This is a genomic window from Litchfieldia alkalitelluris (assembly GCF_002019645.1).
GTDB lineage: Bacteria > Bacillota > Bacilli > Bacillales > Bacillaceae_L > Litchfieldia > Litchfieldia alkalitelluris.
This window is the reverse complement of the sequence record NZ_KV917374.1, coordinates 3,705,735-3,730,219: the sequence shown is the minus strand read 5'-3', so window position 1 is coordinate 3,730,219 and position 24,485 is coordinate 3,705,735. Positions and strand designations below refer to the sequence as shown.

Below are 24,485 nucleotides of genomic sequence, written 5' to 3'. Positions count from 1 at the left end.
GAAAGATACGGAAATAGAAATGTAGGTGTTATTTTATGATAGAAAACAAGAAATTACTAGAGATAGATTTATATAAACCGATACAAAGATATTTTTCAAAACAAGGGTTTGAGGTACATGGTGAGGTCCAGGACTGTGATTTGACTGCTATAAAAGATGATGAACTAATCATAGTCGAGCTAAAGAAAACGCTGAATGTTGATTTATTGGTACAAGCTGCAAAGCGACAGAAAATGACGGACCAAGTGTATGTGGCTATACCTAAAGGAAAGCAAAACCTTCGTTCTAGAAAATGGCGTGATATTTGCCATTTACTTAAGCGTCTAGAGCTTGGATTAATTCTTGTTTCCTTCTATGGAAATCGCACGAGAATCGATGTTCATCTTCATCCTACACCGTTTAATCAAAAAAGAAGTGCAGGACAAAATAAATATAAACGTAACTCTTTAATTAAAGAAATGAATGGAAGAAGCGGAGATTATAATGTAGGCGGAAGTACTAGGACTAAAATTATGACTGCTTATAAAGAAAATTGCATCCAAATCGCGTGTTATCTCGAAAAATATGGCCAGTTAACACCTAAAGAGTTAAGGAAATTAGGTACAGGTGAGAAAACCTTATCCATTTTAAATAAAAATTATTATCGGTGGTTTGATAAAGTTTCAAGAGGTTTATATGAAATAAGCGAAGAAGGGAAGAAGGAATTAGTAGATTTTCCTGAGTTGGTCGAGTTTTACCTTAACAAACTTGATGAACACTCTAGTTAACGTGCTATCTCTCAGCATGTTAACGATAAATATGCTATAGTAATGGTTAATGACTTTCCGAAAGGATGTTTTACATAACATGAAGAAAAGTGTTGTATTAGCAGAAAAACCTTCAGTTGCACGTGATATTGCACGTGTATTGAATTGCCATAAAAAAGGAAACGGATTTATTGAAGGAGATCGATATATTGTCACATGGGCATTAGGACATTTAGTTACGCTTGCTGATCCCGAAAGCTATGATGATAAATATAAGTCATGGAAGCTTGAAGATTTACCGATGCTGCCGAATGATTTAAAGCTTGTTGTGATCAAGCAAACAAGTAAACAATTTCATGCTGTTAAAGCGCAACTTACTCGTTCCGATGTAGGTGAAATCATCGTTGCTACAGATGCTGGAAGAGAAGGGCAGCTTGTTGCAGACTGGATAATAAAAAAAGCAAAAGTGACAAAGCCGACAAAGCGTCTTTGGATCTCATCTGTCACAGATAAAGCCATTAAAGAGGGGTTTCAAAAACTCAAGAATGGTAAAGAATTCGAGAATCTCTTTTTATCAGCGGTTGCTCGTTCAGAGGCCGACTGGTATGTGGGGTTAAATGCAACAAGAGCTCTAACGACCAAACATAATGCCCAATTATCCTCTGGAAGGGTTCAAACTCCTACTCTTGCTATAATCGCAAAAAGAGAAGAAGAAATTAAACAATTCGTTCCTAAACCTTATTATGGTTTAAAAGCTCAAACGGAGGATAACTTATCCCTTATTTGGCAGGATGTAAAAACTAATGAAACAAGAACATTTGCAAAGGATAAAGCAGACCAGCTTTTAGTTAAAACAAATAAAAACCAGGCAAAGGTCATAGATGTTGATAAAAAGCATAAAAAAAGTTTTGCACCGGGTCTTTATGATTTAACTGAGCTACAAAGAGATGCAAATAAAGCATTTGGATACTCAGCAAAAGATACTTTATCCATTATGCAAAAGCTTTATGAACAGCATAAAGTACTAACCTATCCTCGGACAGATTCGAGATACCTTTCATCTGATATTGTTGACACACTAAAAGAGAGAATTAAGGCGTGTGGTGTTGGACCCTATACAAAGCTTGCTCACAAAGTGTTGCAAAAACCAATTAAAACAAATAAATCATTTGTTGATGATTCAAAGGTTTCTGATCATCATGCAATTATCCCAACTGAGGAAACGGTTTTTCTTGCTAAGTTATCAGATAAGGAAAGAAAAATATATGATTTAGTTGTAAAGCGATTCTTAGCGGTATTATATCCGGCATTTGAATTTGAGCAAACTACAATAAAAGCGTTGATTGGTGATGAGACCTTTGTTGCCAAGGGAAAAACGGTTATCAATTTAGGATGGAAAGAAGTTTATGAAAATCGTTTTGAAGAAGATGATGAAGGTGATGAGATGAAGGAACAACTTCTTCCTCGATTGGAAGTGGGTAATATGTTGAGAATTTCCTCAGTTACTCAGACCAAAGGTGAAACGAAGCCTCCTTCTCGATTTAATGAAGCAACACTTCTTTCTGCTATGGAAAATCCGGCTAAATATATGGGAGGAGAGAATAAGGATTTAATAAAAACGATCGGTCAAACTGGTGGATTAGGTACTGTTGCGACTCGAGCAGATATTATAGAGAAACTCTTTAATTCTTTCTCAATTGAAAAGAAAGGAAAAGAAATTTTCATCACATCTAAGGGTAAACAATTACTAGACCTGGCTCCAGAGGATTTGAAATCACCTGCCTTAACAGCCGAATGGGAGCAAAAGTTAGAAGCTATTTCAAAGGGTAAACTAAACAAAAACGCGTTTATGAATGAAATAAAAAGCTATACAAAAACCATAGTACATGAAATCAAAAATACTACCCAAAAGTTTAAGCATGATAACCTGACTGGAACAAAATGTCCAGATTGTGGAAAACCTATGCTTGAAGTAAATACTAAAAAAGGAAAAATGCATGTCTGCCAAGACCGTGAATGTGGTCATCGTAAAAATATTTCAAAAGTAACAAATGCCCGTTGTCCACAATGTAAGAATAAGCTAGAACTTCGTGGTCAAGGGGAAGGTCAAATGTTTGCTTGTAAATGTGGGCATAGAGAAAAACTATCAACCTTTAATGAGAGAAAGAAAAAAGAATCAAATACAAAGGTTTCGAAAAAAGAGGTTTCCAACTACATGAAAAAGCAGAACAACCAAGAGGAAGAACCGTTTAATCCTGCACTGGCAGAAGCCTTGGCGAAGTTGAAATTAAAATAAATCAATATAAAAGAGACTTTTCAAATGGTACACCTTAAGATTCTATAACTCCTATCGGTAATTCGGATATAGAACCTAAGGTTAAACAACCCAATTGGAAAGTCTCTTTCTTCATGGAGTTTTAGGGATTGAACCCTTAACTGACTTTGAATATTCCCTAACCAAAGTTATTTTAGGATATTCATCGATGTATGTTATTCTAAGAGCAGAGCTTATTACACTAACGAATCAGTAATGTGCAATAAGCAAGTCGGAGATGCTTAGTAAACCTTACTACTCAGTAAATTAAAATAGAGGGAAAAATTCCCCTTAATAAATAAATAGCATTGAAAATCACTTAAATAGAGGGAGAAATTTCTCTTATTTGACTCGAAATCCTTGAAATAGGCAATTTTGCTTTATATAAGTGGAAAAACTATCCCTATTTACCCCAAAACCAGCTATAATCTGCAATTAATGGAAAAATTTCCGCTTATTTTTTTATCGCTGTTCACCAATTTAGGCCTTTTAATTTAAAGGAAGTGGGATAACTGAACTACTTAAATTCAATTTCTCCAACCTTATTTTTCGGTTAGAATAACCATTACAACAACACTTGCAAAGTCCAAACAAAGTTGATTATGACCATTTACTTTGTAAATATCTGTTGTTACTATGTTTCTTAAGTAAGCGTTTTATTAACATGATAGAAAGCACAAAGGAAGGTGTAAAAATTGACTAGCACAAAAATTAACCAGAATTCCTTAAAAAATGTAAGAATAACAGACAACTTTTGGAGCCAGTGGATAAATACAATTTCTAAAAAGACAATACCATATCAGTGGAAAGCCTTAAATGATGAAATCCCAGAGGCACCACCCAGTCATTCTGTTGAAAACTTTCGAATTGCAGCAGGAATCTCAGATGGTGAATTTCATGGAATGCCGTTTCAAGACAGTGATGTTGCAAAATGGATAGAAGCTGCTAGTTATAGTTTGTTTCATCATCCTGATAAGAGTTTAGAGGAAAAGATAGATCAATTGGTAGATTTAATTGAAAAAGCGCAGCAAGATGATGGGTACATAAATACGTATTATACCGTTGCAAAGCCCGATGAAAGATGGACTGATTTTTCACATGGTCATGAATTATATTGTGCGGGCCACTTAATAGAAGCAGCCGTTGCTTATTACGAAGCAACAGGAAAAGATAAATTGGTTAAAATAGTTAGTAGATTTGTAGAGTATATTGACTCGATGTTTGGGCCTGAAGATTTCAAACGAAAAGTGTACCCAGGTCATGAAGAAATTGAACTTGCTTTGTTTAGGCTGTTTAAGGTAACAGGAAACGAAAAGTGTGTCAATTTAAGTTCTTTCTTTTTAAGGGAAAGAGGAACACAACCTTCATTTCTGTTAGAAGAAAAAACACTAATTGGGGAAAGAGATCGCTGGTTTGGGTTGGATTATCACCAAGCACACGCACCAATAACAGAACAAACAACAGCACATGGTCATTCGGTAAGAGCGATGTATTTATATAGTGGAATGGCTGACCTCGCGCTAGAAACTGGTGACAAAGAAATCATCAATGTGCTAAAAGAGCTTTGGACTGATGTGACAAACAAAAAAATGTATATCACAGCCGGAATTGGCTCACAGGGCCATGGTGAAAGGTTTACCTTCCCCTTTGATCTACCAAATGATGTAGCTTATGCCGAAACATGTGCATCGATAGGATTAATGTTTTGGGCAAAAAGAATGCTAGAAATAGAGAATAATAGAGACTATGCAGATGTGTTAGAAACAGCACTGTATAATGGCGTCCTAAGCGGGATATCTATAGAAGGAACAAAGTACTTTTACGTGAATCCACTTGAAGTGGTTCCTAGTGCAGTTGAACATCGGTTCGATCACAAGCATGTGGAACCAGAAAGAGTTAGCTGGTTTGGCTGTGCTTGTTGTCCTCCTAATATAGCTAGATTAATCACGTCATTAGGCCAATATATTTATACAATAACAGATGATAAAGTAAATGTTCATTTATATATGGGTAATGAAACGAAATTTGAGGTATCTGGACAGATGGTTCATCTTATTCAAAAAACGAACTATCCTTCTTGCGGAGAAGTTGTGTTTGAAGTAACTCCAGATTATCCGGTGAATTTTGATCTATCATTGAGGCTCCCTTCGTGGTGTCAAAACTATCAAGTAGTTGTCAATGAAGAATTAGTAGATTTAGAACTTGGTAGTGACGGTTATATCACAATAACGAGAGAATGGAAAAAGGGTGATCGAGTTGTCCTAAACCTTTCAATTGAGGTAGAGAAGGTGCGTGCAAATCCATTTGTAAGAGAGAATGCGGGTAAAATAGCTATAAAACGGGGTCCAGTGGTGTATTGTTTAGAGCAGATTGATAATGGACCACTTTTATCTAATATTTTCATACCTAGGGACGAGAAACCAACAATTAGTGAATTTTCAACGAATAAGGTGGAAATTCAATTCTTAGGTGTACGAGTTGATGAAACAAAATGGAGTGGGAAACTTTATTCTTCGGAGGAAGAGGCACTTAAAGAAATAACTGTTAAAGCAGTTCCATATTGGTTTTGGGGAAATCGTCAAACAAAAGAAGAAATGCTTGTTTGGATTAAGGAAATTTAATTCTGAAAAATCGGTTCATTTTTGTGTCGCCACTTATAGTGAAGTGCCATTAAATACTTTCTAGGGGAGAAGATAAAATGGAATTATTACATAGACTACACCCATTATTAAATAGTTTTGTAGAAAAAGGTCCGGCAGGTTGCTCTTTGGCAGTTATGCATGAAGGTAAAAAAGTATTTGAAAGCCATGTTGGCTATTCGGATTTAGCACTGAAAAACCAGATTGCTGAAGATACCATTTATCGAATTTTTTCAATGACAAAAGTGGTAACATGTACTGCAGCATTAATGCTATTTGAACGTGGTTTATTTTTGCTAAACGATCCATTGGAGGACTACTTACCAGAATTTAAGAACATGCAGGTATATGGCTATGATGAACAAGGTGAGCTTGTTGTTTTACCTGCTAAAAGAAGTATTTTAATAAAAGATTTATTTACAATGACTTCAGGGTTAACTTATAGTGGTGAAGGAAATGAAACTGAGCGTCAAGTGATGGCCGCGTTGAAACAAAAAGAAGAATTAGGAGAGAATTTAACTGTCCGTACTCTTTCAAAAACATTGGCAAATATCCCGTTAGCATTTGAACCAGGAACAAAATGGTGTTACGGATTCAGTCATGATGTACTAGGTGCACTAATTGAAGTACTATCTGGAAAGTCCTTGGGAGAATTTTTTCAAGTGGAAATTTTCGACCCACTTAAAATGAAGGATACTTTCTTCACTATACCAGACAATAAGAAGCATCGTTTAGCGACCCTTTATGATCGATCAGATGAGGGTGAGTTAATAAAAAATGAGAGAGTAGACAAACAGTTTCAACCTTCTGTCACATTTGAATCAGGAGGAAGTGGGCTTTTATCTACTTTAGATGACTATAGTCGCTTTGCTTATATGTTAGCAAATGGTGGAGAATTTGAAGGGGTTCGTATTATTGGAGAGAAAACCATTCATTTAATGGGGACAAACCATCTTCAGCCAGAGCATATGGAGCAATATAATTGGGGATATCTTGCTGGATATGGATATGGATTAGGTGTTCGGACTTTAGTTGACCCCGCATTAAGTGGAATCAATAGTAATATTGGTGAATTTGGCTGGTCGGGACTAGCGGGGACATGGGTGTTAATTGATCCAAAAGAGAAGCTTTCTGCAGTCTATATGCAACAGATGTTCCCTAACTTTGAGAGCTATCATCAGCCGAGGTTACGTGCAGTAATCTATGGTGCATTATAAACAATTTAGTAAAAAGGTCTCCCTAAGAAGAATTGCTTAGGGAGTATTGGTTTTTAAATTTGTATGTTCCTTCATTATTCGGTAGAATAAATAAGAATTTATAAAGTGAAGGGGTTATTAGCATGATTGATCATATCGTATTAGTAAAATTTTCAGAAACAACTACCCAGGAGCAACTGCAAGAAGTGGTTGATCGATTCAAAGCACTAAAAGATAAACTTACTGGTATTGTGGATTTACAGGCAGGACTTAATTTCTCGGAAAAAAGTCAAGGCTATCAAGTAGTTTTATCTGTAAGATTTGAGAATCAAGCAGCTCTTGAAGCATATGGACCAAATCCAGACCATCAGGCGGTTGCTGCATATATTCGTGAAGTGGGTAGAGTTGATAGCATTGTGGTAGATATCAAAATCTAATACATAATTTGAGCAAACAATTGGTTTTGCTCTTTTTTATAATCTGTTTTCGGTAAATTAGTGTAGTCTACTTTAAAATAGGTCAATTAGCAGCAATCTTATAGAAAAGACTTAATTATAATAGGAGAGTGTATGATGAATCTTACTGAACAAGTTGTCTTAGTAACTGGTGCAAGCCGAGGTTTAGGAGAAGCGATCGCTAAAGCTTTTGGACGAGAAGGAGCAAAGGTTGTTGTTAATTATTTCAACAGTGAAGATAAGGCTAATTCAGTTGTAGATGAGATCGGACATGATCGAGCGATTGCAATCAAAGCTGATATTCGAAAAGAGCAGGATGTTCGTCGATTGTTTGAAGAAGCCAAGGCCCATTATGAAAAGCCAATCACTACTATCGTAAATAATGCTCTTGTTGCCTTTAAATTCGATGCCGTGAATAGGAAAACTGCTGAACAAATTGAGTGGAATGATTATCTTATCCAACTTGAAGGTAGTGTTAAGGGATCTTTGAATACAATACAAGCTGGTAAGAAGGATATGGCTGAAATGAAGTTCGGTCGAGTAATTAATATAGGGACAAATTTAGTGCAAAATCCAGTTGTACCATATCATGATTACAATACTAGTAAAGCAGCTCTACTTGGTTTTACGAGAACAATGGCTAAGGAATTAGGCGCAGACGGTATAACAGTAAACATGGTTTCTGGTGGGTTGTTACAGCAAACAGACGCAAGCTCTGCTACATCTTTGGAAGTGTTTGAACTGATTAAACAAAGTACACCACTTCAAAAAGTAACGACACCTGAAGATTTGGCTGACACAGTGTTATTTTTTGCTGCTCCTTGGAGCCGAGCTGTTACTGGGCAGAATTTAGTAGTTGATGGTGGATTGGTGATGGATTGATCTAATATGACGTAGCTCACTAAGTGGGATGCGTCTTTTTTATCATCATAGAAAGAATATAAGTTATTAGGTTGTTATGGTTAATTGCTTTGTGTTTATAAAGAAGTGTTTGTTATGTTAAAGGGGCTAAGGATATATCAATGTTATTAATAGAATAGGAGTTTTTAATTTGGAATCAAAACAGTATTTTGTATTTGTTTATGGCACCTTACTTGTGGGAGAAGTAAATCACTATGTTGCCGAGCCTTATATACAACAAATAGAAACAGGTTCGGTTAAAGGATTTTTGTATAATTTAGGACCGTACCCAGCTTTGTTGCTCGATGAAAGTGGAATGGAGGTTCATGGGGAGTGGTTCAAGGTCTCAGAGGATGGCTTGGCCCAAATGGATATTCTTGAGGATTTTGAAGAAGGACGGACGAATAACTTATATGAAAGAGTCAAAGTTAATGATTTGAACAAGAAGTTAAATGGATTCGCCTATGTATTTAATAAAGAAAAAATTAAACATCTCCCACTAATAAAAAGTGGGTCCTGGAAAACTAGAGATAGATAAATCAATTGTGTATTTTACAGAATCAGTATAGTTAATTAGAGAGAGCTTTTTTCTTCTACAAGTATCTATAAAAAATCTAATAACAGCAATTATATGTTTCAGTTTTTATTATATAATGATAGAGTAAAAATATTGGTTAACTAGGAAAAAAGAAAAAAGGGGTTTTTGCTTTGAAATTTAGTTATATTTCTCATTTGTATTGTCCAAAGTGTAGTACTGAATATTCTTATCAAGAAATACAGCAATTATGTACTTGTGGTTCTCCACTCCTAGTAAAATATGATTTAGACGAACTGCGTTCTAACCTTAACAAAGAGAATTTGGTAGATAGAGAATCTAGTTTATGGAGATATCATGAACTTCTACCTGTGGTGGACAAAGAAAATGTAGTTACATTAGGAGAAGGGATGACTCCTCTTTTACCAATGTCAGTGATTGGAATTGACATGGACATTCCAAACCTTTATATGAAGGATGAAGGGATTATTCCAACTGGAACGTTTAAAGCTCGTGGAGCAGCAGTAGGTGTTTCGAAGGCAAAAGAGGTCGGAGTGAAAGAACTTGCCATGCCGACTAACGGAAATGCGGGAGCTGCTTGGGCACTTTATGCTGCAAGAGCTGGAATTAAATCCAGCATTGTGATGCCAATTGATGCACCGAAAATCACTAGAAATGAATGTGCTATTTCTGGTTCAAATCTTAACTTAGTAAATGGACTGATTAGTGATGCAGGAAAAATAGTTGGAAAGGCAGTCGCAGATTATGACTTATTTGATGCATCAACATTAAAGGAACCATATAGAATTGAAGGCAAGAAGACAATGGGTCTTGAAATAGCTGAACAATTTGGTTGGAAAATGCCTGATGTTATTCTTTATCCGACCGGCGGGGGCGTAGGGATTATTGGAATATACAAAGCGCTTTGTGAACTTAAAGAGCTTGGTTGGGTTGAAGGGAAACTTCCTAGATTAGTTGCAGTTCAGGCTGAAGGGTGTGCACCTATTGTGAAAGCTTGGCAGGAAGGGAAAAAAGAATCTGAATTTTGGGCTGATTCGTCCACAATAGCTTTTGGTATCAATGTTCCAAAAGCACTGGGAGATTTTTTAGTACTAGAAGCCATTTATGAAACAGAAGGTTGTGCCATTGCGATTGATGATGCAGCTTTTTTACAAGAACAAGAGAAAATAGCTTTTCTTGAAGGCGCATTTATCTGCCCAGAGGGAGCAGCAACATTCGTAGCTGCACGAAGACTTAGAGAAAGTGGATGGATAAAAGAAGATGAAGTTGTTGTAGCTTTAAATACAGGTATGGGAATTAAGTATCCTGATACGGTGAATGTTGATGTTCCTGTATTGCAAAAGGAAGAGGCATTAAAGAAGTCTAACTAATGTAAAATGAAACCCACATATTTTATAAAGGGTTCCGTTTTGAGGTGCTTTTCTTAAAATACGTGCTTAAGGACAGTGGTATTGGTTTATTGGTAAATGAAAAAGTAAACTCGTCATAGTTATTGGCGAGTTTTTTATTAGGAAATTGTAACCTTAATTGTATAAAGTTTTGTCCTTAGTTGAGTAACCAGTAAAAAGTAAAATAAGCGAAGATTTTTCGGTTAAATGCAAAATGGAGCTCGTTTCGGGAGATATAAGGGTAGATTTCCGGTTATGCAAAGCAAAATCTCTCATTTTCAAACTTTTTAAGCGAATAGGCGGAATCTCTCCGTCTAATTAAGCTTATTTTTAATAGTAACAACAAATTAAGCGGAATTCTTCCGTCTATTTATCCGCTCCAGTATGCTGCATAACATGATTCCCCCGTCCGATAATTCCTGTTGTGTTTTTAATAAGAAAGCACCCAAAAATGAAACCTTTTGATATGCTTAGTGGGCTTTTCCTATTATTTGAGTTTAGAACATATAAATAATTTAAAATGCTTGGTGATTTGCGATATAATAAAGCTAGTTTGTTTATTAGTGTTAATTAAGGGGGAAGTTGAATTTATGAAATATCGTAGCCTAGGCAATAGTGGACTTAAAGTCAGTGAAATAGGATTAGGTAGCTGGTTAACGTATGGAAAATCTGTTGGAAGCAAAACTGCACATGAATGTATACATAGAGCTTATGAAATAGGAATTAATTTCTTTGATACCGCAAATGCTTATGAAGGTGGAAAAGCTGAAGAAGTTCTTGGAGAAGCGTTGAAAGCGTATTCGCGTAGTAGCTATGTTGTAGCAACAAAACTATTTTTTCCTATGGGGACAGGGCCAAATGAACGTGGTCTTTCTAGAAAACATATTATTGAACAATGTGATGCAAGCTTGAAACGACTAGGATTAGAGTATATCGATTTATATCAATGTCATCGTTTTGATCCAGAAGTACCGATGGAGGAAACACTTTATGCATTAAATGACCTAATTTCACAAGGGAAAATTCTCTATGCTGGTGTTAGTGAATGGTCGGCTTCACAGATTGAAAAAGCGGTGGGGATTAGGAAACAACATTTACTAAGACCAATCATTTCCAATCAGCCAATTTATAATATGATCGAACGGTACATTGAGGAAGAGGTCTTACCTGTATGTGATCAGGCCGGGATTGGGCAAATTGTTTTTTCACCGCTTGCACAAGGAATTTTGACAGGTAAATATAAGGCAAATGCGGCAAAACCGTTAGATAGTCGTGCAGCAAATGATTCCACAAATATGGTAATTAATAGCTATTTCCGTAACGATGTCCTTGAATGTGTTCAGAAACTAGAGGAGTTAGCTTTATCACAAGGTATAACATTAAGTCAATTAGCATTAGCGTGGATTTTGAGAAAACCTGGTGTAAGCTCCGCGATAATAGGGGCAAGTAAACCTGAGCAAATTGATGAAAATGTTAAAGCAGTTGACGTTGACTTAAACTTAGAGACTTTAGAACAAATAGACAATATTTTAGAAGAAATTAAAGGTTTTTCACCATTAAGATAAAGGTTAAGAGGGAAAACATTCATTGTTTTTCCTCTTTTCGTAATGTGCTCACAGTCAAAAAACGATATGACTTCATTAAAAAAAATAGTTAGTAATTACTTTGATTCTTGTTGGTCAATCTGATATTATCTACTAATATATGAATAAATGAGTATCGGATTGGTTAAGGCAAATTATACCTTCATCCTTTCACTTCAATTGGAGGAACATCTATGTCAAAGTCAGTCTTATATTCTTCACTATTATTTGTGACCATGCTTTGGGGATTGAACGTTATAGCTACTAAAATATTAGTCACAAATTTCTCCCCGGTAACTATGACTTCTTTTCGCATCTTCACGGCAGGTATTGTCGCATTACTCATATTGTTGCTGATGGGAAAACTGAAAAAAATATCTTTTTTAAACATTCGATATATTTTCATAGCTTCATTGTTTAATGTTGTTGGACATCATGTGTTCCTATCACTTGGTCTAACAAAAACAACCGCATCTAATGCTGGTCTTATTTTAGGACTTTCCCCATTAATCTCTGTGATTTTATCAACTCTCATACTGAAAAATAAACTCTCCATTAAGAAGGCGATTGGAGTCTTAACTGGATTTACAGGGGTTTGTTTTGTCATACTTAACGGCGGGGATAGCATTACCTCTATTTCAATGGGTGATTTATTCGTGTTCTTGTCAATTGCTACACAAGGGTTTAGCTTCGTAATGATCAAAAAAGTAACTTCAAAGTTAGATCCAACTGTAATGACTGCATATATGCTTATTTTTGGTTCATTAATTCTTTACATCATAAGTATGATCATAGAACCAAGTGGACTAAAATCCATGAAGAATGGAACAATTGGTGTTTGGACGATATTTTTTGCTTCAGCTATATTTGCCACTGGAATATCACACATGATTTATAACAGGGCAATCCAAGAAATCGGTGTGGCAGAAGCAGCTATTTTTATTAATTTAATTCCGTTCTTTGCTTTACTTGGTTCGTTCTTTTTCTTGAAGGAGACCATTACGGTTCTTCAAATATTTGGCTTTTTGTTTATTGTTGTAGGAGTTTTATTCGGTTCTGGTGCCTTAGATAAAAAACGAATCTTCAGGAACAATAAAGTGCTCAGCAAAAATGCGATTTAATGTGAATGAGTTAGAGATTGAAATGATGTCTAGGCTTTGCTATAGTAACCGTATATTTCTTCTTATGAAGACTGGATAATTAATAAGGTGGTAAACAAATGGAAAATCAATACAGAGTCCTTTTATATTACAAATATGTTCATATTTACGACCCTCAAGAGTTTGCGGCAGAGCATTTAGAACTTTGTAATAAAATCGGCTTAATGGGTCGAATTATTGTAGCTAAAGAAGGAATAAATGGTACAGTGTCTGGGACAATCGACCAAACAGATGCTTACATGAAGTATATGAAAGAAGACACTCGATTTGAGGATATGATTTATAAAATAGATGAGGCGGATGGGCACGCATTTAAAAAGATGAAGGTTCGACCTAGAAATGAGCTTGTGACATTAAGATTAGAGGATGATGTCAACCCTTTAGAATTAACTGGAAAGTATTTATCTCCTAAGGAATTTTATGAATCAATGAAAGCTCACGATACTGTCGTTATTGACGCTAGAAATGATTATGAATATGACCTTGGGCATTTTCGAGGAGCAATTAAACCTGATATTAATTCGTTTCGAGAACTACCGGATTGGATTAGAAATAACAAAGAGATGCTAGAAGGTAAAAAAATTCTAACCTACTGTACGGGTGGAATACGATGTGAAAAGTTTTCAGGTTGGTTACTGAAAGAAGGATTTGAAGATGTTTCTCAACTTCATGGTGGGATTGTCACATACGGCAAAGATCCAGAAGTACAAGGGGAACTCTGGGACGGCCAATGTTATGTTTTTGATGAACGTATAGGAGTCCAAGTAAACCAAAGAGAACATAATGTCGTTGGGAAAGACTATTATACAGGTGAACCCTGTGAACGATTCGTAAAATGTGGAAATCCTGATTGTAATAAACACATCTTATCATCAGAGAAAAATGAACATTTTTATTTAAGAAGTTGTTCACATGAATGCAGAATCCACCCAAGTAATCGATATGTTCAAGAGCATGGACTGTCCGAAGAAGAAGTTCAGTTAAGACTAAAGAAAATTGAAGAGAATAAAGTAACTGTAGAATAAGGAATCGACCCTTATTCTTTTTTTATTTGGCTATTTTCGTGAAATTTGTTGCTCTTGAACCGTGATAGAAAACACTATGAAATAAGTGGAGTGGCATCTTTTCTTCCCATAGCCTAACCCTTAAATTCGATTCGTACATGGAGAATGAAAATAGTGTACTTACTAAGTGTGGAATGAGCGGAGAGCCACTTGACTGCGGGATCCAGTGGTCTCGTGAGACCCCACAGGAGCCCGCCCCTGGCGACGAGGAGCATTCCTGTTTTATAACTTTAAAGGTACTTGAAAAAAAAATAGCCCTCATATATGATGCATGAGTGTCAACGACCAAATTGACTCATTACCATGTAGGAGGACTACTTATGAATCGTAATATGAATTATAAAATTAATCAAGTATCTGAAAATACCTTAGTTGTTGGAATTGATATTGCTAAGAATAAACATTACGCATGCGCTATCGATGACCGAGGGCGTGTGTTACAAAAGTCATTTGCTTTTATGAATGCTCGTCATGACTTTGATTATTTACACAGCACAATCGTCTCTCTACAAGAGAAACACGATAAATCAGAATTGATTATTGGTTTTGAACCAACAGGACACTATTGGATGAATCTTGCCTCTTATTTAGTTAATTTAGGCATTCGTTTTGTAATGGTTAATCCCTTACATGTAAACAGAACAAAAGAGCTAGATGACAATCTACAAACCAAAAATGATAAAAAGGATGCCCGTGTTATCGCTCAGTTGGTTCGTGATGGAAGGTTTAGTTACCCTCGAATCTTAGAAGGTATTGAAGCAGAGCTCCGAAATGGAGCGTCTTTAAGGTCAAAGATCCAAGAAGATCTTTCCGCTCTTAGAAATCGCATTATTCGTTGGATTGATCGCTTTTTCCCAGAGTTCCATCTAGTCTTTAAGAAACTAGGTAAAACAGCTTGTGCGGTACTAGAAAAGTCACCTCTACCAAGTGATGTTAAAGGGAAAGAAATTCATGAGCTAGTAGAATTATATCGAACAGTAGATTACCTTAAATGTGTACCGAAAGGTAAGGTTAATGAATTATTGATTGTATCTGAAGAGTCCATAGGCTTAACAGAGGGATTACAGATGGCCCGTTATGAGATTGCCACTTTAATGTCTCAGTTTAACCTACTCTCTCAACAATTCGATGAACTTTCAGAAAGGTTACGTGAATTGGCAGCACAGCTAGCTGAGTATGAATACATTTTGTCAGTTCCAGGGATTGGCGAAAACACAGTTGTAGAACTATTATCAGAGATGGGTTCCCCCACGCATTATGAGCATCCACGCCAAATTATTAAACTAGCGGGACTAACATTACGTGAGAATTCATCTGGACAACATAAAGGTCAAAAAAAGATTTCTAAGCGGGGGAGGAAGAAGCTAAGAGCTATTCTATTCCGGGTAATCCTCCCACTTATACAACATAATTCGGCATTTAAATCAATGTATAAGTATTACACGACCAGGAGGATCAATCCTCTTAGGAAAAAAGAAGCCATGGTAGTACTCTGTTGTAAGTTATTAAAGATTGTTCACGCGCTAAGTAAAAAGAAGATATATTTTAGTCATACAAGTATGATGAACGACCTCTCTTGCCTCGAAGGGGCAGCTTAAGCTTTTCATTTTCTAGTTATTACTTTTGACATTAGGATGACACGGAGAAGCCGGCAACAAACGAGCCATTAGACCATGAGTCCCCCGAGGAGCACCGCCAGCCTCTGCCTTATGAAAAGACCGAACGAAGGAATGTACGCGCTTGACGCCAAGAGACATGGGAGGGTACGTCGTCATAAGATTCGCAGAGATCCATAGTGCATCACATAAGATTCTATGTCAATTTATACCAATTGACTCTAGCGAAGCGTATCTTGTAGTTACCATAGTTATGTAAATATGTAATATTAATACACTTTTAAGATAGTTATCTAACTGAAAATATTTTTTTAAAGAGCTAAAAGCTCTTTGAAGCGTTGATATAGCAACATTTATAGAGGGAGGCTCACGGACCACCCCGCGGAAAGCAGGTGGATCGCAGCTCATGGAACTCCACAACCAATGTTATTTTCAGGGTAGACTTCTATGCTAATTAAAATTAGCACCATGGAGGATGAAAAATTATACTTAGCTTAGTGTCTAGCTCCAGGCGCTATCGGCTCTCAGGTCTAAGTCAATCCACCCTAGAAGGTTAAAGAGCAACCTTCTAGCCGTCTTGTCTTATGCCTGTCGCCGATGAACGAGCGCCTTCCGCATTTCTTTTTTCAGGGTAGACATCCATGCTAAATAAGTATTTCGCACCATGGAGTATGAAAAATTATACTTAGCTTAGTGTCTAGCTCCAGGCGCTATCGGCTCTCAGGTCTAAGTCAATCCACCCTAGAAGGTTAAAGAACAACCTTCTAGCAGTCTCGCCTTATGCCTGTCGCCGATGATCGAGCGCCTTCCGCTTTTCGTTTTTCAGGGTAGATATATGGAAATCACCCATCTAAAAGTATCCTTTTCAAAAATACAGATAGAAAATTATGGTAACCTATATAAATGAATTATATAATTATTTCGAACCTAAATTAAATTCACACGAATTCAATTGAACAAGGAGATGATACAATGAGTGTCATTACATTAAATCCAATTGGTTTTGTATTCAATGAACGAGAAGTAATTGAGGATGATCACTGGGGAAACGTTATATCTAGAATAAAAATATCTGAATCATTCAATGAGGACTGTATAAACGAAATTGATACATTTTCCCACCTTGAGATTATTTATTACTTCCATATGGTAGAGGATGATAAAATTGTTACTGATGCACGACATCCTAGAAACAATAAAAATCTTCCTAAGGTAGGAATTTTTGCTCAAAGAGGGAAAAACCGTCCGAATCGCATAGGATTAACAACGGTTAAGCTTGTGAAAAAAGAAGGAAGAGAACTGTATGTTCAGGGATTAGATTGTATAAACGGTACACCGGTACTCGACATTAAGCCCGTCATGAAAGAATTCTTACCAAGGGAAACCATTTCTCAACCAGATTGGTCCAGAGAAATTATGAAAAACTATTGGAATTAAAAAGGGGTTGCTAATGATTAAAGAACATTTAGCTATATTTACTGATACTGGAGAAAGAATTGGCGAAGCATCCCGTGAGGATGTTCATAAAGTAGGTTATCTTCATGAAACATTTCATTGTTGGTTCATCACAAGGGCGAATAATAGAAATTATATATATCTTCAAATTCGAAGTGAAGATAAAAAGGATTTTCCAAACTTACTAGATATAACTGCTGCTGGACATTTACTATCTACAGAAACGGTTGTTGATGGAGTGAGAGAGGTGGAAGAAGAGCTAGGTATCTCAGTTGCTTTTGAAGAGTTAGTTTCTTTAGGGACCATTAGAAATTCATTGCAGATTGGTAGTTTTATCGATAATGAGCTATGCCATGTTTATTTATATCCTAAGTATATAAATCTTAATGAGTTCAACATTCAGAAAGAAGAACTGTCAGGAATTGTTAAAGCAGAATTCAACGAAATTTCTGATTTGTGGATGGGTAAGATTCAGAACATTATCGTAGCAGGATTTAAATATAATAAATTAGGAGAAAAGGAATTTATTGAAATGAAAGTAGGAATGAATGATTTTGTTCAACATGAACGACAATACTTTGATACTATCATTAAAAAGATGAAGCAACAGTTAAATATATAGGATTCAAAGGGATTGTGATGAACAAGGGGAAAATTATTTTATTAAATGGTGTTTCGAGCTCGGGAAAAACAAGTTTGTCTAAAGTGTTAGTCGAAAAGTTACCGCATTTCTTTCACTTTAGTCTCGATGAATTTGATCATATTATAGAAAAAATGGAAGATCGCCAAAACGGGAGATTAATCCCTATTGCTACCGAAACGTTTTATCATAGAAATATTGCTATGTTCTCTGATAATGGAGTGAATTTAATTGTAGATCATGTTCTTCATAATTATCAGACCTTAGATGATTGCCTACGAACTCTAACTGGATACCCAGTATTATTTGTAGGAGTACATTGTCCACAAAAAGAACTGGAACGAAGAGAAACTTTTCGGGGAGATCGATTGATTGGTCAAGCCCTTAACCAAGCGAGTTTTGTTCATAAACAAAATGAGCCATATCATATTGAAGTAAATACATATACAGACAGTCTAGAACAATGTGCAAATCAAATCATTACTTTCTTAATTAATCATGATAGTCTAAGCAGTGGAATAGGGGATAAGTGATGCTTACGTTTCCAGTACCAACGTCTAATGCCGAAAAACAACAAATGATAAATATTATAAAGAATAAATTAATTAATAAGTTTGGTGATCAATTGATTGCAATCGGAGCATATGGGTCAATCGGACGAAATACAGAAATGCCGTATTCTGATATAGAAATGCATATTGTCACAAATGATGGGTTTGTTCAAAAGAGTTATGAATTTGTTTATGATGGGTTTAAAATCGAACTAAATCTAAGGCAAAAAAGTGACTGGATAAAGAGGGCGAAAAGAATTGATGACTCTTGGGCCATCTGGGCAGGTTCTTTTATTGATATTAGCCCAATATATGATCCTACCGATTTTTTTCGAATGAACAATCAATTACCTTTAGACATATCGGAAGATGATATAAAGGCAGTTATGATGGAATTTATGGTATGGGAGCCTTACGAAACAATGGGAAAAATTAGAAACCTAGTTGAATCAGAGGATTGCGAATTCATAACCTTTTTAGCGAAGGATTTCGCATGGCAAACAGCAAAGCTAATTGGACTTGCAAACAAGCGATACTATACGACAAGGGTTTCAACATTTAAGCAGTCATTAGGAATGAACTCAAAACCAACTGGTTATCAGGAGCTCGTTACATTACTACTAAGAGGAAATTTGCAAGATATTAAAAAAACTTATTTTAGTTGCGAGGATCTATGGACCGGTTTGAATAGTTGGTTTCAAGAGCTAGGAATTGAGTATGAAACAAAGCATTTGCCTTTTTAATCACATAAGAGTCCTTGCTAATAAGGACAATTATGTGGTTTTTTGTTTTTTGAACAACTCAGAGAGCGAGGTTCCATTAGCTTGATTTAACATTCTACTTTTTGGTTCAAATAACTGTTGCGAAGGCCAAACACCATATCTCCCAGAAAATATGTAACTTATTATACATGCAATGAAAAAATACTCGTATCCTTTACCGTTAAACAATTCTATAGCTAAGATAAAACATGAAATAGGAGTATTAGCAGCTCCCGCAAATACAGTAATCATTCCTAATGCTGCTAAGAATGTAGTCGGTAAATTAAAAAAATCTGCTAAGGTATTTCCTAGAGTTGCCCCCATAAAGAATAAGGGAACTGCTTCTCCACCTACAAAGCCAGTGCCCATTGTAATCGCAGTGAACACAAGTTTGCCCAAAAATGCAAAAGGCGGAACATCGCCTTCAAATGCTTTGTTTACCATTTTTAAACCCCGACCAGTATAGTCTCGAGATCCTCCTAAGAGAAACACTAAGCCAACAATTAAAATTCCTCCAACAAAAGCTCTTAGCATAGGTTCTTTTAGGTATCTTTTTGAATAAACCTCTGTACTATATCTTAAGATACTGTAGAGAATACTTATTATGGTAAAAATGATACATAAAATAATTACTTTAAAGGTAGTAATTGTTGTTAGGTCAGGAACTTCCTTAATGACATGGTGTTCATACTTAACTCCCCATTTAGTTGTTATATAATGACCAATAAAACTTGCTGTAAAACAGGGGATAAGTGCTTCATATTTCATTTTTCCAATAAAATATAACTCCATACCAAATATCGTTCCAGTTAAGGGTGTTCCAAAAGCTGACCCAAAACCAGCACTAACCCCACTCATTAGTAGGATTTTACGATCAGTTAAATTTAAATTAAAAATTCGGTTGGTTGTTTCAGCAATACTGCCGCCCATTTGAACAGCAGCTCCCTCACGTCCTGTCGATCCACCAAATAGATGTGTAATGAATGTACCAATAAAAACAATAATCCCCATTCTTCTTCGAGTTTTCCCGCGGCCTTGAATATCCTCCATAATCAGATTATTTCCTTTTATTGAATCCTTCCCAAACCTTTTGTAGATATAAGCAATAAAAATTCCAGCGAGTGGTAAAAGGTATAAGAACCAAGAGTTTCCTTCACGTTTTTCGGTAAGGAAGTCGAGGGTAAGAAGTAACAAGGCTGTGAAAGAGCCTATAAAAATACCGATGAAACAACCTAGTAAGACCCACTTTAGAATGCTTATAAAGAAGTTCGAATCCCCTTTTATCCCACTTTTCACAAAGAAAGCCTCCATTTTTTTAATGGTAGCTTTACCGTTTTTATAAGATATTATCAATTTATTATTGAGAATATTGACAGATTTCTTGTATTAATGAAACTAATCCAATAATTTAACGCCTTCTTTATAGGTAGTTAAAGCATGGTTCCCTGCAAGACTTCCAGTTTGAATTCTGAAATTTAGTGGAGAATCTACATGTGAATATTTCCAATCCTTTTTAGTGAATGGACACTGTATTTTTTCCGGAGGGAGCAGAGGGATGATATCGTCTTGATTAACGAACCGAGTGCTTTTATTAATCAGTTGATTATAGTTATTTGCGAATTCCTGATTTCCTACTCTTGGTGACGCAAAATTAATCACGTTTACATCTTTGAAATCTGTGTTCATCGCAGTATCAAGGGCATGCAGTGTAGCGATAGCTGCTCCTAAGCTATGACCAGTTATAAATAGTTTCTTATTGTTCTTTGATACTGTTGAATAAGACTTTAGAATTTCGTCTCGGCAGGATTGATAAATGGATAGAAAACCATCATGAACTAAAAGTTTTTTATCAGTAGAATATGGGAAGCTTGACTGAAAAACTTCAGCATCTGAGATCCAGTCGGGATCCGAATCGGTTCCCCGAAAGGCTGTTATTACAGAATCATCTTTTTCTAAAATAAAGCCAAACCATTCAAGTGAATCAAAAGATTTAGCTTTGAAAACCTTAAGAACCTTTGCGTTATTCGGAATACTGAAGCTGCCATCATGGTCAAATTGATCATAAGTAAGCTTACATATCTTTAATAAGTATAATGCTAAGTTTTTATTGAATTTACCGTTAGTCATTTAAGACACCCCTATCACGTACGCTCTATTACTAATATACTGAAAAAGTTTGATATGGTGTGTCACACTGAACAATAATTTTACGGTCTTAATAATGGTGGGGAATTCAGTTTTATTTAGAGACTATAATGTTATATAAGGTAAGGGAGAGGGTGAAGAAGCAGAGAAGGTCTAAGAGGAATTAAACAATCAATATCAGAGTCTAGGATACCTAACGTTAAAAATTAAAAATTAACAGAGCCTCATTTGTACCATAATTTATTTGATTAAAACTAAATAATGAATTCCTATCTGCCTTGAACACCCCTTCTTAGAAATATTATTAGTTAATAATGCTTTGTTTTTTAGTGTATCACTTTTCCATCTCATCTAATATGAACGTTATGTGAAATGTAAAATTAAGGATGTATGGTTTTGTGAAATAACCACTATATATTTAAGTTGTGTAGTATTTTTAATGAAGGGTATTTGCATTACTAAGGGAGTCACTAGGAAGGGGTGGACAAAATAGGTGAAAAGGCAATAAAAAAGCTGACTTTTAAAAAGTCAGCTTATAATACATATAGAAATGTTCTTGAATTCATATATTTTTTATGTTAACATTAAATTTGGTCTAACATTTTTTAGCGTTTACATATCCGTTTCATAAAATAACTTAATTATAATTATAAGATATAACTTGTCGAATGTCAAAGCTTTTGATTGGAGTGTGAAATATGACAGAATCAAATAAAGACCTAGCAATTGAACAAAATCGCGTAAATCAAGTGATGGAACTTATTGATAAAAAGAAGGATCGACTTGAACGAAATACCGGCGGATTAAAAAAAGATATTATCGGTATTCGTACAGACTTTTGGGAAGATGTTACTGTTAATTTCGATGAACCAGATGATATAGGTGAAACATTTACAAGTATTAAGCAGCAGACAGAGCTTTTGTCAGAGCGTGAAAGAAGTCATAAGCAATTTTATCAGCAAATGAAAAATTTAGAACGACTTAAGCATTCCCCTTATTTTGGAAGAGTGGATTTTCTTGAAGAAGGTGAAAGCCAAGTAGATCAGATCTATTTGGGTATCACTTCTCTAATGGATGAAGCAGAAGAGAATTTTGTCATTTATGATTGGCGCGCCCCAATTTCTAGTCTGTATTACGATTACGCCCCTGGACCTGCTCATTACAGTACTCCTTCAGGTGAAATTGATGGTGAGATGAAATTGAAAAGACAGTTCATCATTCGAGATGGCTGGATTAAGAGTATGTTTGAAACTGGAGTTACCATTGGAGATGAAATTTTACAAGAGGTTTTAGGGAACCAAGCAAATACGCAGATGAGAAGCATCGTTTCAACAATCCAGAGGGAACAAAATCAAATTATCCGAAATGAAAAAAGTAAAATGTTAATTGTTCAGGGAGTAGCAGGAAGTGGTAAAACATCTGCTGCTTTACAGCGTGTAGCATATTTATTGTATAAACACAGAAAAACGATTAGTGCAGACAATATAATGCTTTTTTCTCCAAACCCAATGTTTAATAGCTATGTAGGAACAGTTCTTCCAGAGCTTGGGGAAGAAAATATGAAGCAAACCACGTTTCAAGCTTATCTAGAACACCGCTTAGGAAACAAGTTTAAGGTTGAAGACCCCTTCACTCAAATTGAATATGTCCTCAATGACATAAAGGACCCGTTATATTCAATAAGAACTGAAAGTATTCACTTCAAGGCGAGTCTTGATTACAAGAAGTTGATTGATCAATATGTTTTCACTCTAAATGAGAAGGGATTAATCTTTAAGAATATTGATTTTCGAGGAGATACCATCATAACCTCTAAGCAAATTGAGAAATACTTTTATTCCATTGATAACAATATATCAATAGCAAATCGCATTCAAATGGTGTCAGAGTGGCTATTGAAAAAATTAGTAAAGATTCAAAAGGTTGAGAGACAAAAGGATTGGGTTATAGAGGAGTCTGAGCTGTTAGACCGTGAAGACTATTTAAAAGCGTATAATAAGCTCCAAAATGATAATAGATTCACTGAAAATACATTTGATGATTATGAACGTGAAGAACAGTTACTTGCAAAAATCGTGATAAAAAGGAACTTTAAACCTATAAAAAAAGCGGTAAGAGACTATGGATTCATAAATCTGAAAGCAAACTACATTAATATGCTACATTGGAGCATTAAGAACAAAGATATTCAATCTCAATTGCCGGATTGTTGGGATGAAATCTGCAAATTCACAATTGAAAGGATAAATGACCAACATTTATCCAATGAAGATGCAACACCTTTTCTATATCTTCAAGATCAAATAGAAGGAAAACAAACAGAAACAACAATTCGTCACTTATTTATTGATGAAGCGCAGGATTATTCACCCTTTCAATTTGCTTTTTTTAAGGAATTATTCCCAAATAGCTCTATGACAATTCTTGGTGATATTAATCAAACCATTTATACTCATGCAATGAATAACTCAAGTGTTTTTTCAGAAGGGTCAAATGAAAGTGAAAACCAAGAAATAATTAAACTTATGAGAAGTTATAGATCAACGAAGCAAATTGTAGAATTTACAAGGGGTCTTGTTGCGGGTGGAGGTGAAATTGAACCATTTAATCGAAATGGAAATAAGCCAATATTAACGGAAATGGATACTTTAGAGAATTTAAACAACGGTGTCTTGGAGTGTGTAAAAGCACTTCAAGGAGAAGGCCATAAGACGATTGCTATTATTTGTAAGACATCAAGTGAAAGTAGTAAAGCTTATAATGACCTAAAGGATACGCTTCACCTAAAATTAGTAAATAGTAAAACCAGTGAGTTTGATCAGGGTGTTTTAATCATACCGGCATACTTAGCTAAGGGAATAGAATTTGATGCGGTTGTTATCTATAATTGTTCAAACGACCGCTATCATCACGCTTCTGAACTGAATCTTTTTTATACTGCTTGTACAAGAGCGATGCATGAATTGTATTTATTTAGCTTAGGTAAAAGAAGTTCTTTTTTCGATAATGTATCAGACGATACATTCGTCATCAAGAATGCTACCTAAATCGTTGAGGAAACCTTTTATTTTCTGGTTAAAACTTTAAGTGAAGTTAGGTTTATTGAACAAATTGGGTAATTGCTGCATACCATGTTATTGTTTAGCATCATATAATTTAAAGGAGATGTTATAAGTGGGTGCAGTAGCAGGTGCAACAACAGGATTTAGTGGAGGATTTGCTTTATTAATTGTTTTATTCATCTTATTAATTATTATCGGCGCAAGCTGGTATGGTGGATATGGGGTTTATTAATTCATAAATTAAGTTAACAAAT

At 35.5% G+C, this 24,485-nt stretch carries 20 protein-coding genes; 18 read left to right on the top strand and 2 right to left on the bottom strand.

Translation table 11 applies throughout. From position 1 onward, the window contains the following. Positions 1 to 35: 35 nt before the first annotated feature. The 16 genes from BK579_RS17435 to BK579_RS17360 all read left to right on the top strand — a co-directional run bounded on the left by BK579_RS17435 (position 36) and on the right by BK579_RS17360 (position 19,006). On the top strand, positions 36 to 767 hold the full coding sequence (locus BK579_RS17435) for a DUF2161 domain-containing phosphodiesterase (protein ID WP_078547639.1): 732 nt from the start codon (positions 36 to 38) through the stop codon (positions 765 to 767). A gap of 79 nt (positions 768 to 846) precedes the next feature. Next, complete coding sequence (locus BK579_RS17430) at positions 847 to 3,042, top strand: DNA topoisomerase III (RefSeq protein ID WP_078547637.1); 2,196 nt, start codon at positions 847 to 849, stop codon at positions 3,040 to 3,042. Positions 3,043 to 3,755: 713 nt separating this feature from the next. After that, positions 3,756 to 5,681, top strand: a complete 1,926-nt coding sequence (locus BK579_RS17425; protein ID WP_235848455.1) for a glycoside hydrolase family 127 protein — start codon at positions 3,756 to 3,758, stop codon at positions 5,679 to 5,681. Positions 5,682 to 5,758: 77 nt separating this feature from the next. Then, complete coding sequence (locus BK579_RS17420) at positions 5,759 to 6,916, top strand: serine hydrolase domain-containing protein (protein WP_078547635.1); 1,158 nt, start codon at positions 5,759 to 5,761, stop codon at positions 6,914 to 6,916. 122 nt (positions 6,917 to 7,038) lie between these two features. Next, the gene (locus tag BK579_RS17415) at positions 7,039 to 7,332 is read left to right on the top strand and encodes a Dabb family protein (protein ID WP_078547633.1); all 294 of its coding nucleotides are present in this window, start codon (positions 7,039 to 7,041) and stop codon (positions 7,330 to 7,332) included. 135 nt (positions 7,333 to 7,467) lie between these two features. After that, positions 7,468 to 8,232: a 3-oxoacyl-ACP reductase gene (locus tag BK579_RS17410; RefSeq protein WP_078547631.1), complete on the top strand. Its 765-nt coding sequence runs from the start codon at positions 7,468 to 7,470 to the stop codon at positions 8,230 to 8,232. A 169-nt stretch (positions 8,233 to 8,401) separates the two neighbouring features. After that, on the top strand, positions 8,402 to 8,788 hold the full coding sequence (locus BK579_RS17405) for a gamma-glutamylcyclotransferase family protein (RefSeq protein ID WP_078547629.1): 387 nt from the start codon (positions 8,402 to 8,404) through the stop codon (positions 8,786 to 8,788). A 170-nt stretch (positions 8,789 to 8,958) separates the two neighbouring features. Next, positions 8,959 to 10,176: a threonine synthase gene (locus tag BK579_RS17400; RefSeq protein WP_078547627.1), complete on the top strand. Its 1,218-nt coding sequence runs from the start codon at positions 8,959 to 8,961 to the stop codon at positions 10,174 to 10,176. Positions 10,177 to 10,784: 608 nt separating this feature from the next. Next, positions 10,785 to 11,759 carry an aldo/keto reductase family protein gene (locus tag BK579_RS17395; RefSeq protein WP_078547625.1) on the top strand — a complete coding sequence of 325 codons (975 nt, stop codon included), beginning with the start codon at positions 10,785 to 10,787 and terminating at the stop codon, positions 11,757 to 11,759. 212 nt (positions 11,760 to 11,971) lie between these two features. Then, positions 11,972 to 12,898, top strand: a complete 927-nt coding sequence (locus BK579_RS17390) for a DMT family transporter (RefSeq protein ID WP_078547623.1) — start codon at positions 11,972 to 11,974, stop codon at positions 12,896 to 12,898. 98 nt (positions 12,899 to 12,996) lie between these two features. Further along, on the top strand, positions 12,997 to 13,962 hold the full coding sequence (gene trhO, locus BK579_RS17385) for an oxygen-dependent tRNA uridine(34) hydroxylase TrhO (RefSeq protein ID WP_078547621.1): 966 nt from the start codon (positions 12,997 to 12,999) through the stop codon (positions 13,960 to 13,962). 359 nt (positions 13,963 to 14,321) lie between these two features. Then, positions 14,322 to 15,599 (top strand): IS110 family RNA-guided transposase, encoded by a 1,278-nt coding sequence (locus tag BK579_RS17380; RefSeq protein ID WP_078546627.1) that lies wholly within the window; start codon positions 14,322 to 14,324, stop codon positions 15,597 to 15,599. A 990-nt stretch (positions 15,600 to 16,589) separates the two neighbouring features. Next, the gene (locus BK579_RS17375) at positions 16,590 to 17,054 is read left to right on the top strand and encodes an SAM-dependent methyltransferase (protein ID WP_078547619.1); all 465 of its coding nucleotides are present in this window, start codon (positions 16,590 to 16,592) and stop codon (positions 17,052 to 17,054) included. Positions 17,055 to 17,067: 13 nt separating this feature from the next. Then, positions 17,068 to 17,694: an NUDIX hydrolase gene (locus BK579_RS17370; RefSeq protein WP_078547617.1), complete on the top strand. Its 627-nt coding sequence runs from the start codon at positions 17,068 to 17,070 to the stop codon at positions 17,692 to 17,694. A 17-nt stretch (positions 17,695 to 17,711) separates the two neighbouring features. Continuing rightward, a complete protein-coding gene (locus tag BK579_RS17365; protein ID WP_078547615.1) occupies positions 17,712 to 18,245 on the top strand; it encodes a chloramphenicol phosphotransferase CPT family protein in 534 nt (177 codons plus the stop codon). Continuing rightward, complete coding sequence (locus BK579_RS17360; RefSeq protein ID WP_139365115.1) at positions 18,245 to 19,006, top strand: kanamycin nucleotidyltransferase C-terminal domain-containing protein; 762 nt, start codon at positions 18,245 to 18,247, stop codon at positions 19,004 to 19,006. Before BK579_RS17365 ends, BK579_RS17360 begins: the two co-directional genes overlap by 1 nt. Before the next feature lie 30 nt (positions 19,007 to 19,036). On the opposite strand, the gene BK579_RS17355 is transcribed toward BK579_RS17360, so the two are convergent. Both BK579_RS17355 and BK579_RS17350 read right to left on the bottom strand, forming a co-directional pair. Further along, positions 19,037 to 20,320, bottom strand: a complete 1,284-nt coding sequence (locus tag BK579_RS17355; RefSeq protein WP_235848454.1) for a chloride channel protein — start codon at positions 20,318 to 20,320, stop codon at positions 19,037 to 19,039. A gap of 99 nt (positions 20,321 to 20,419) precedes the next feature. Then, positions 20,420 to 21,151 carry a lipase family protein gene (locus BK579_RS17350; RefSeq protein WP_078547613.1) on the bottom strand — a complete coding sequence of 244 codons (732 nt, stop codon included), beginning with the start codon at positions 21,149 to 21,151 and terminating at the stop codon, positions 20,420 to 20,422. Positions 21,152 to 21,867: 716 nt separating this feature from the next. Here BK579_RS17350 and helD point away from each other — a divergent pair. Both helD and BK579_RS17340 read left to right on the top strand, forming a co-directional pair. Continuing rightward, positions 21,868 to 24,216: an RNA polymerase recycling motor HelD gene (gene helD / locus BK579_RS17345; protein WP_078547611.1), complete on the top strand. Its 2,349-nt coding sequence runs from the start codon at positions 21,868 to 21,870 to the stop codon at positions 24,214 to 24,216. 127 nt (positions 24,217 to 24,343) lie between these two features. Then, the gene (locus BK579_RS17340) at positions 24,344 to 24,463 is read left to right on the top strand and encodes a YjcZ family sporulation protein (protein ID WP_078547609.1); all 120 of its coding nucleotides are present in this window, start codon (positions 24,344 to 24,346) and stop codon (positions 24,461 to 24,463) included. The last annotated feature ends 22 nt before the right edge of the window (positions 24,464 to 24,485 follow it).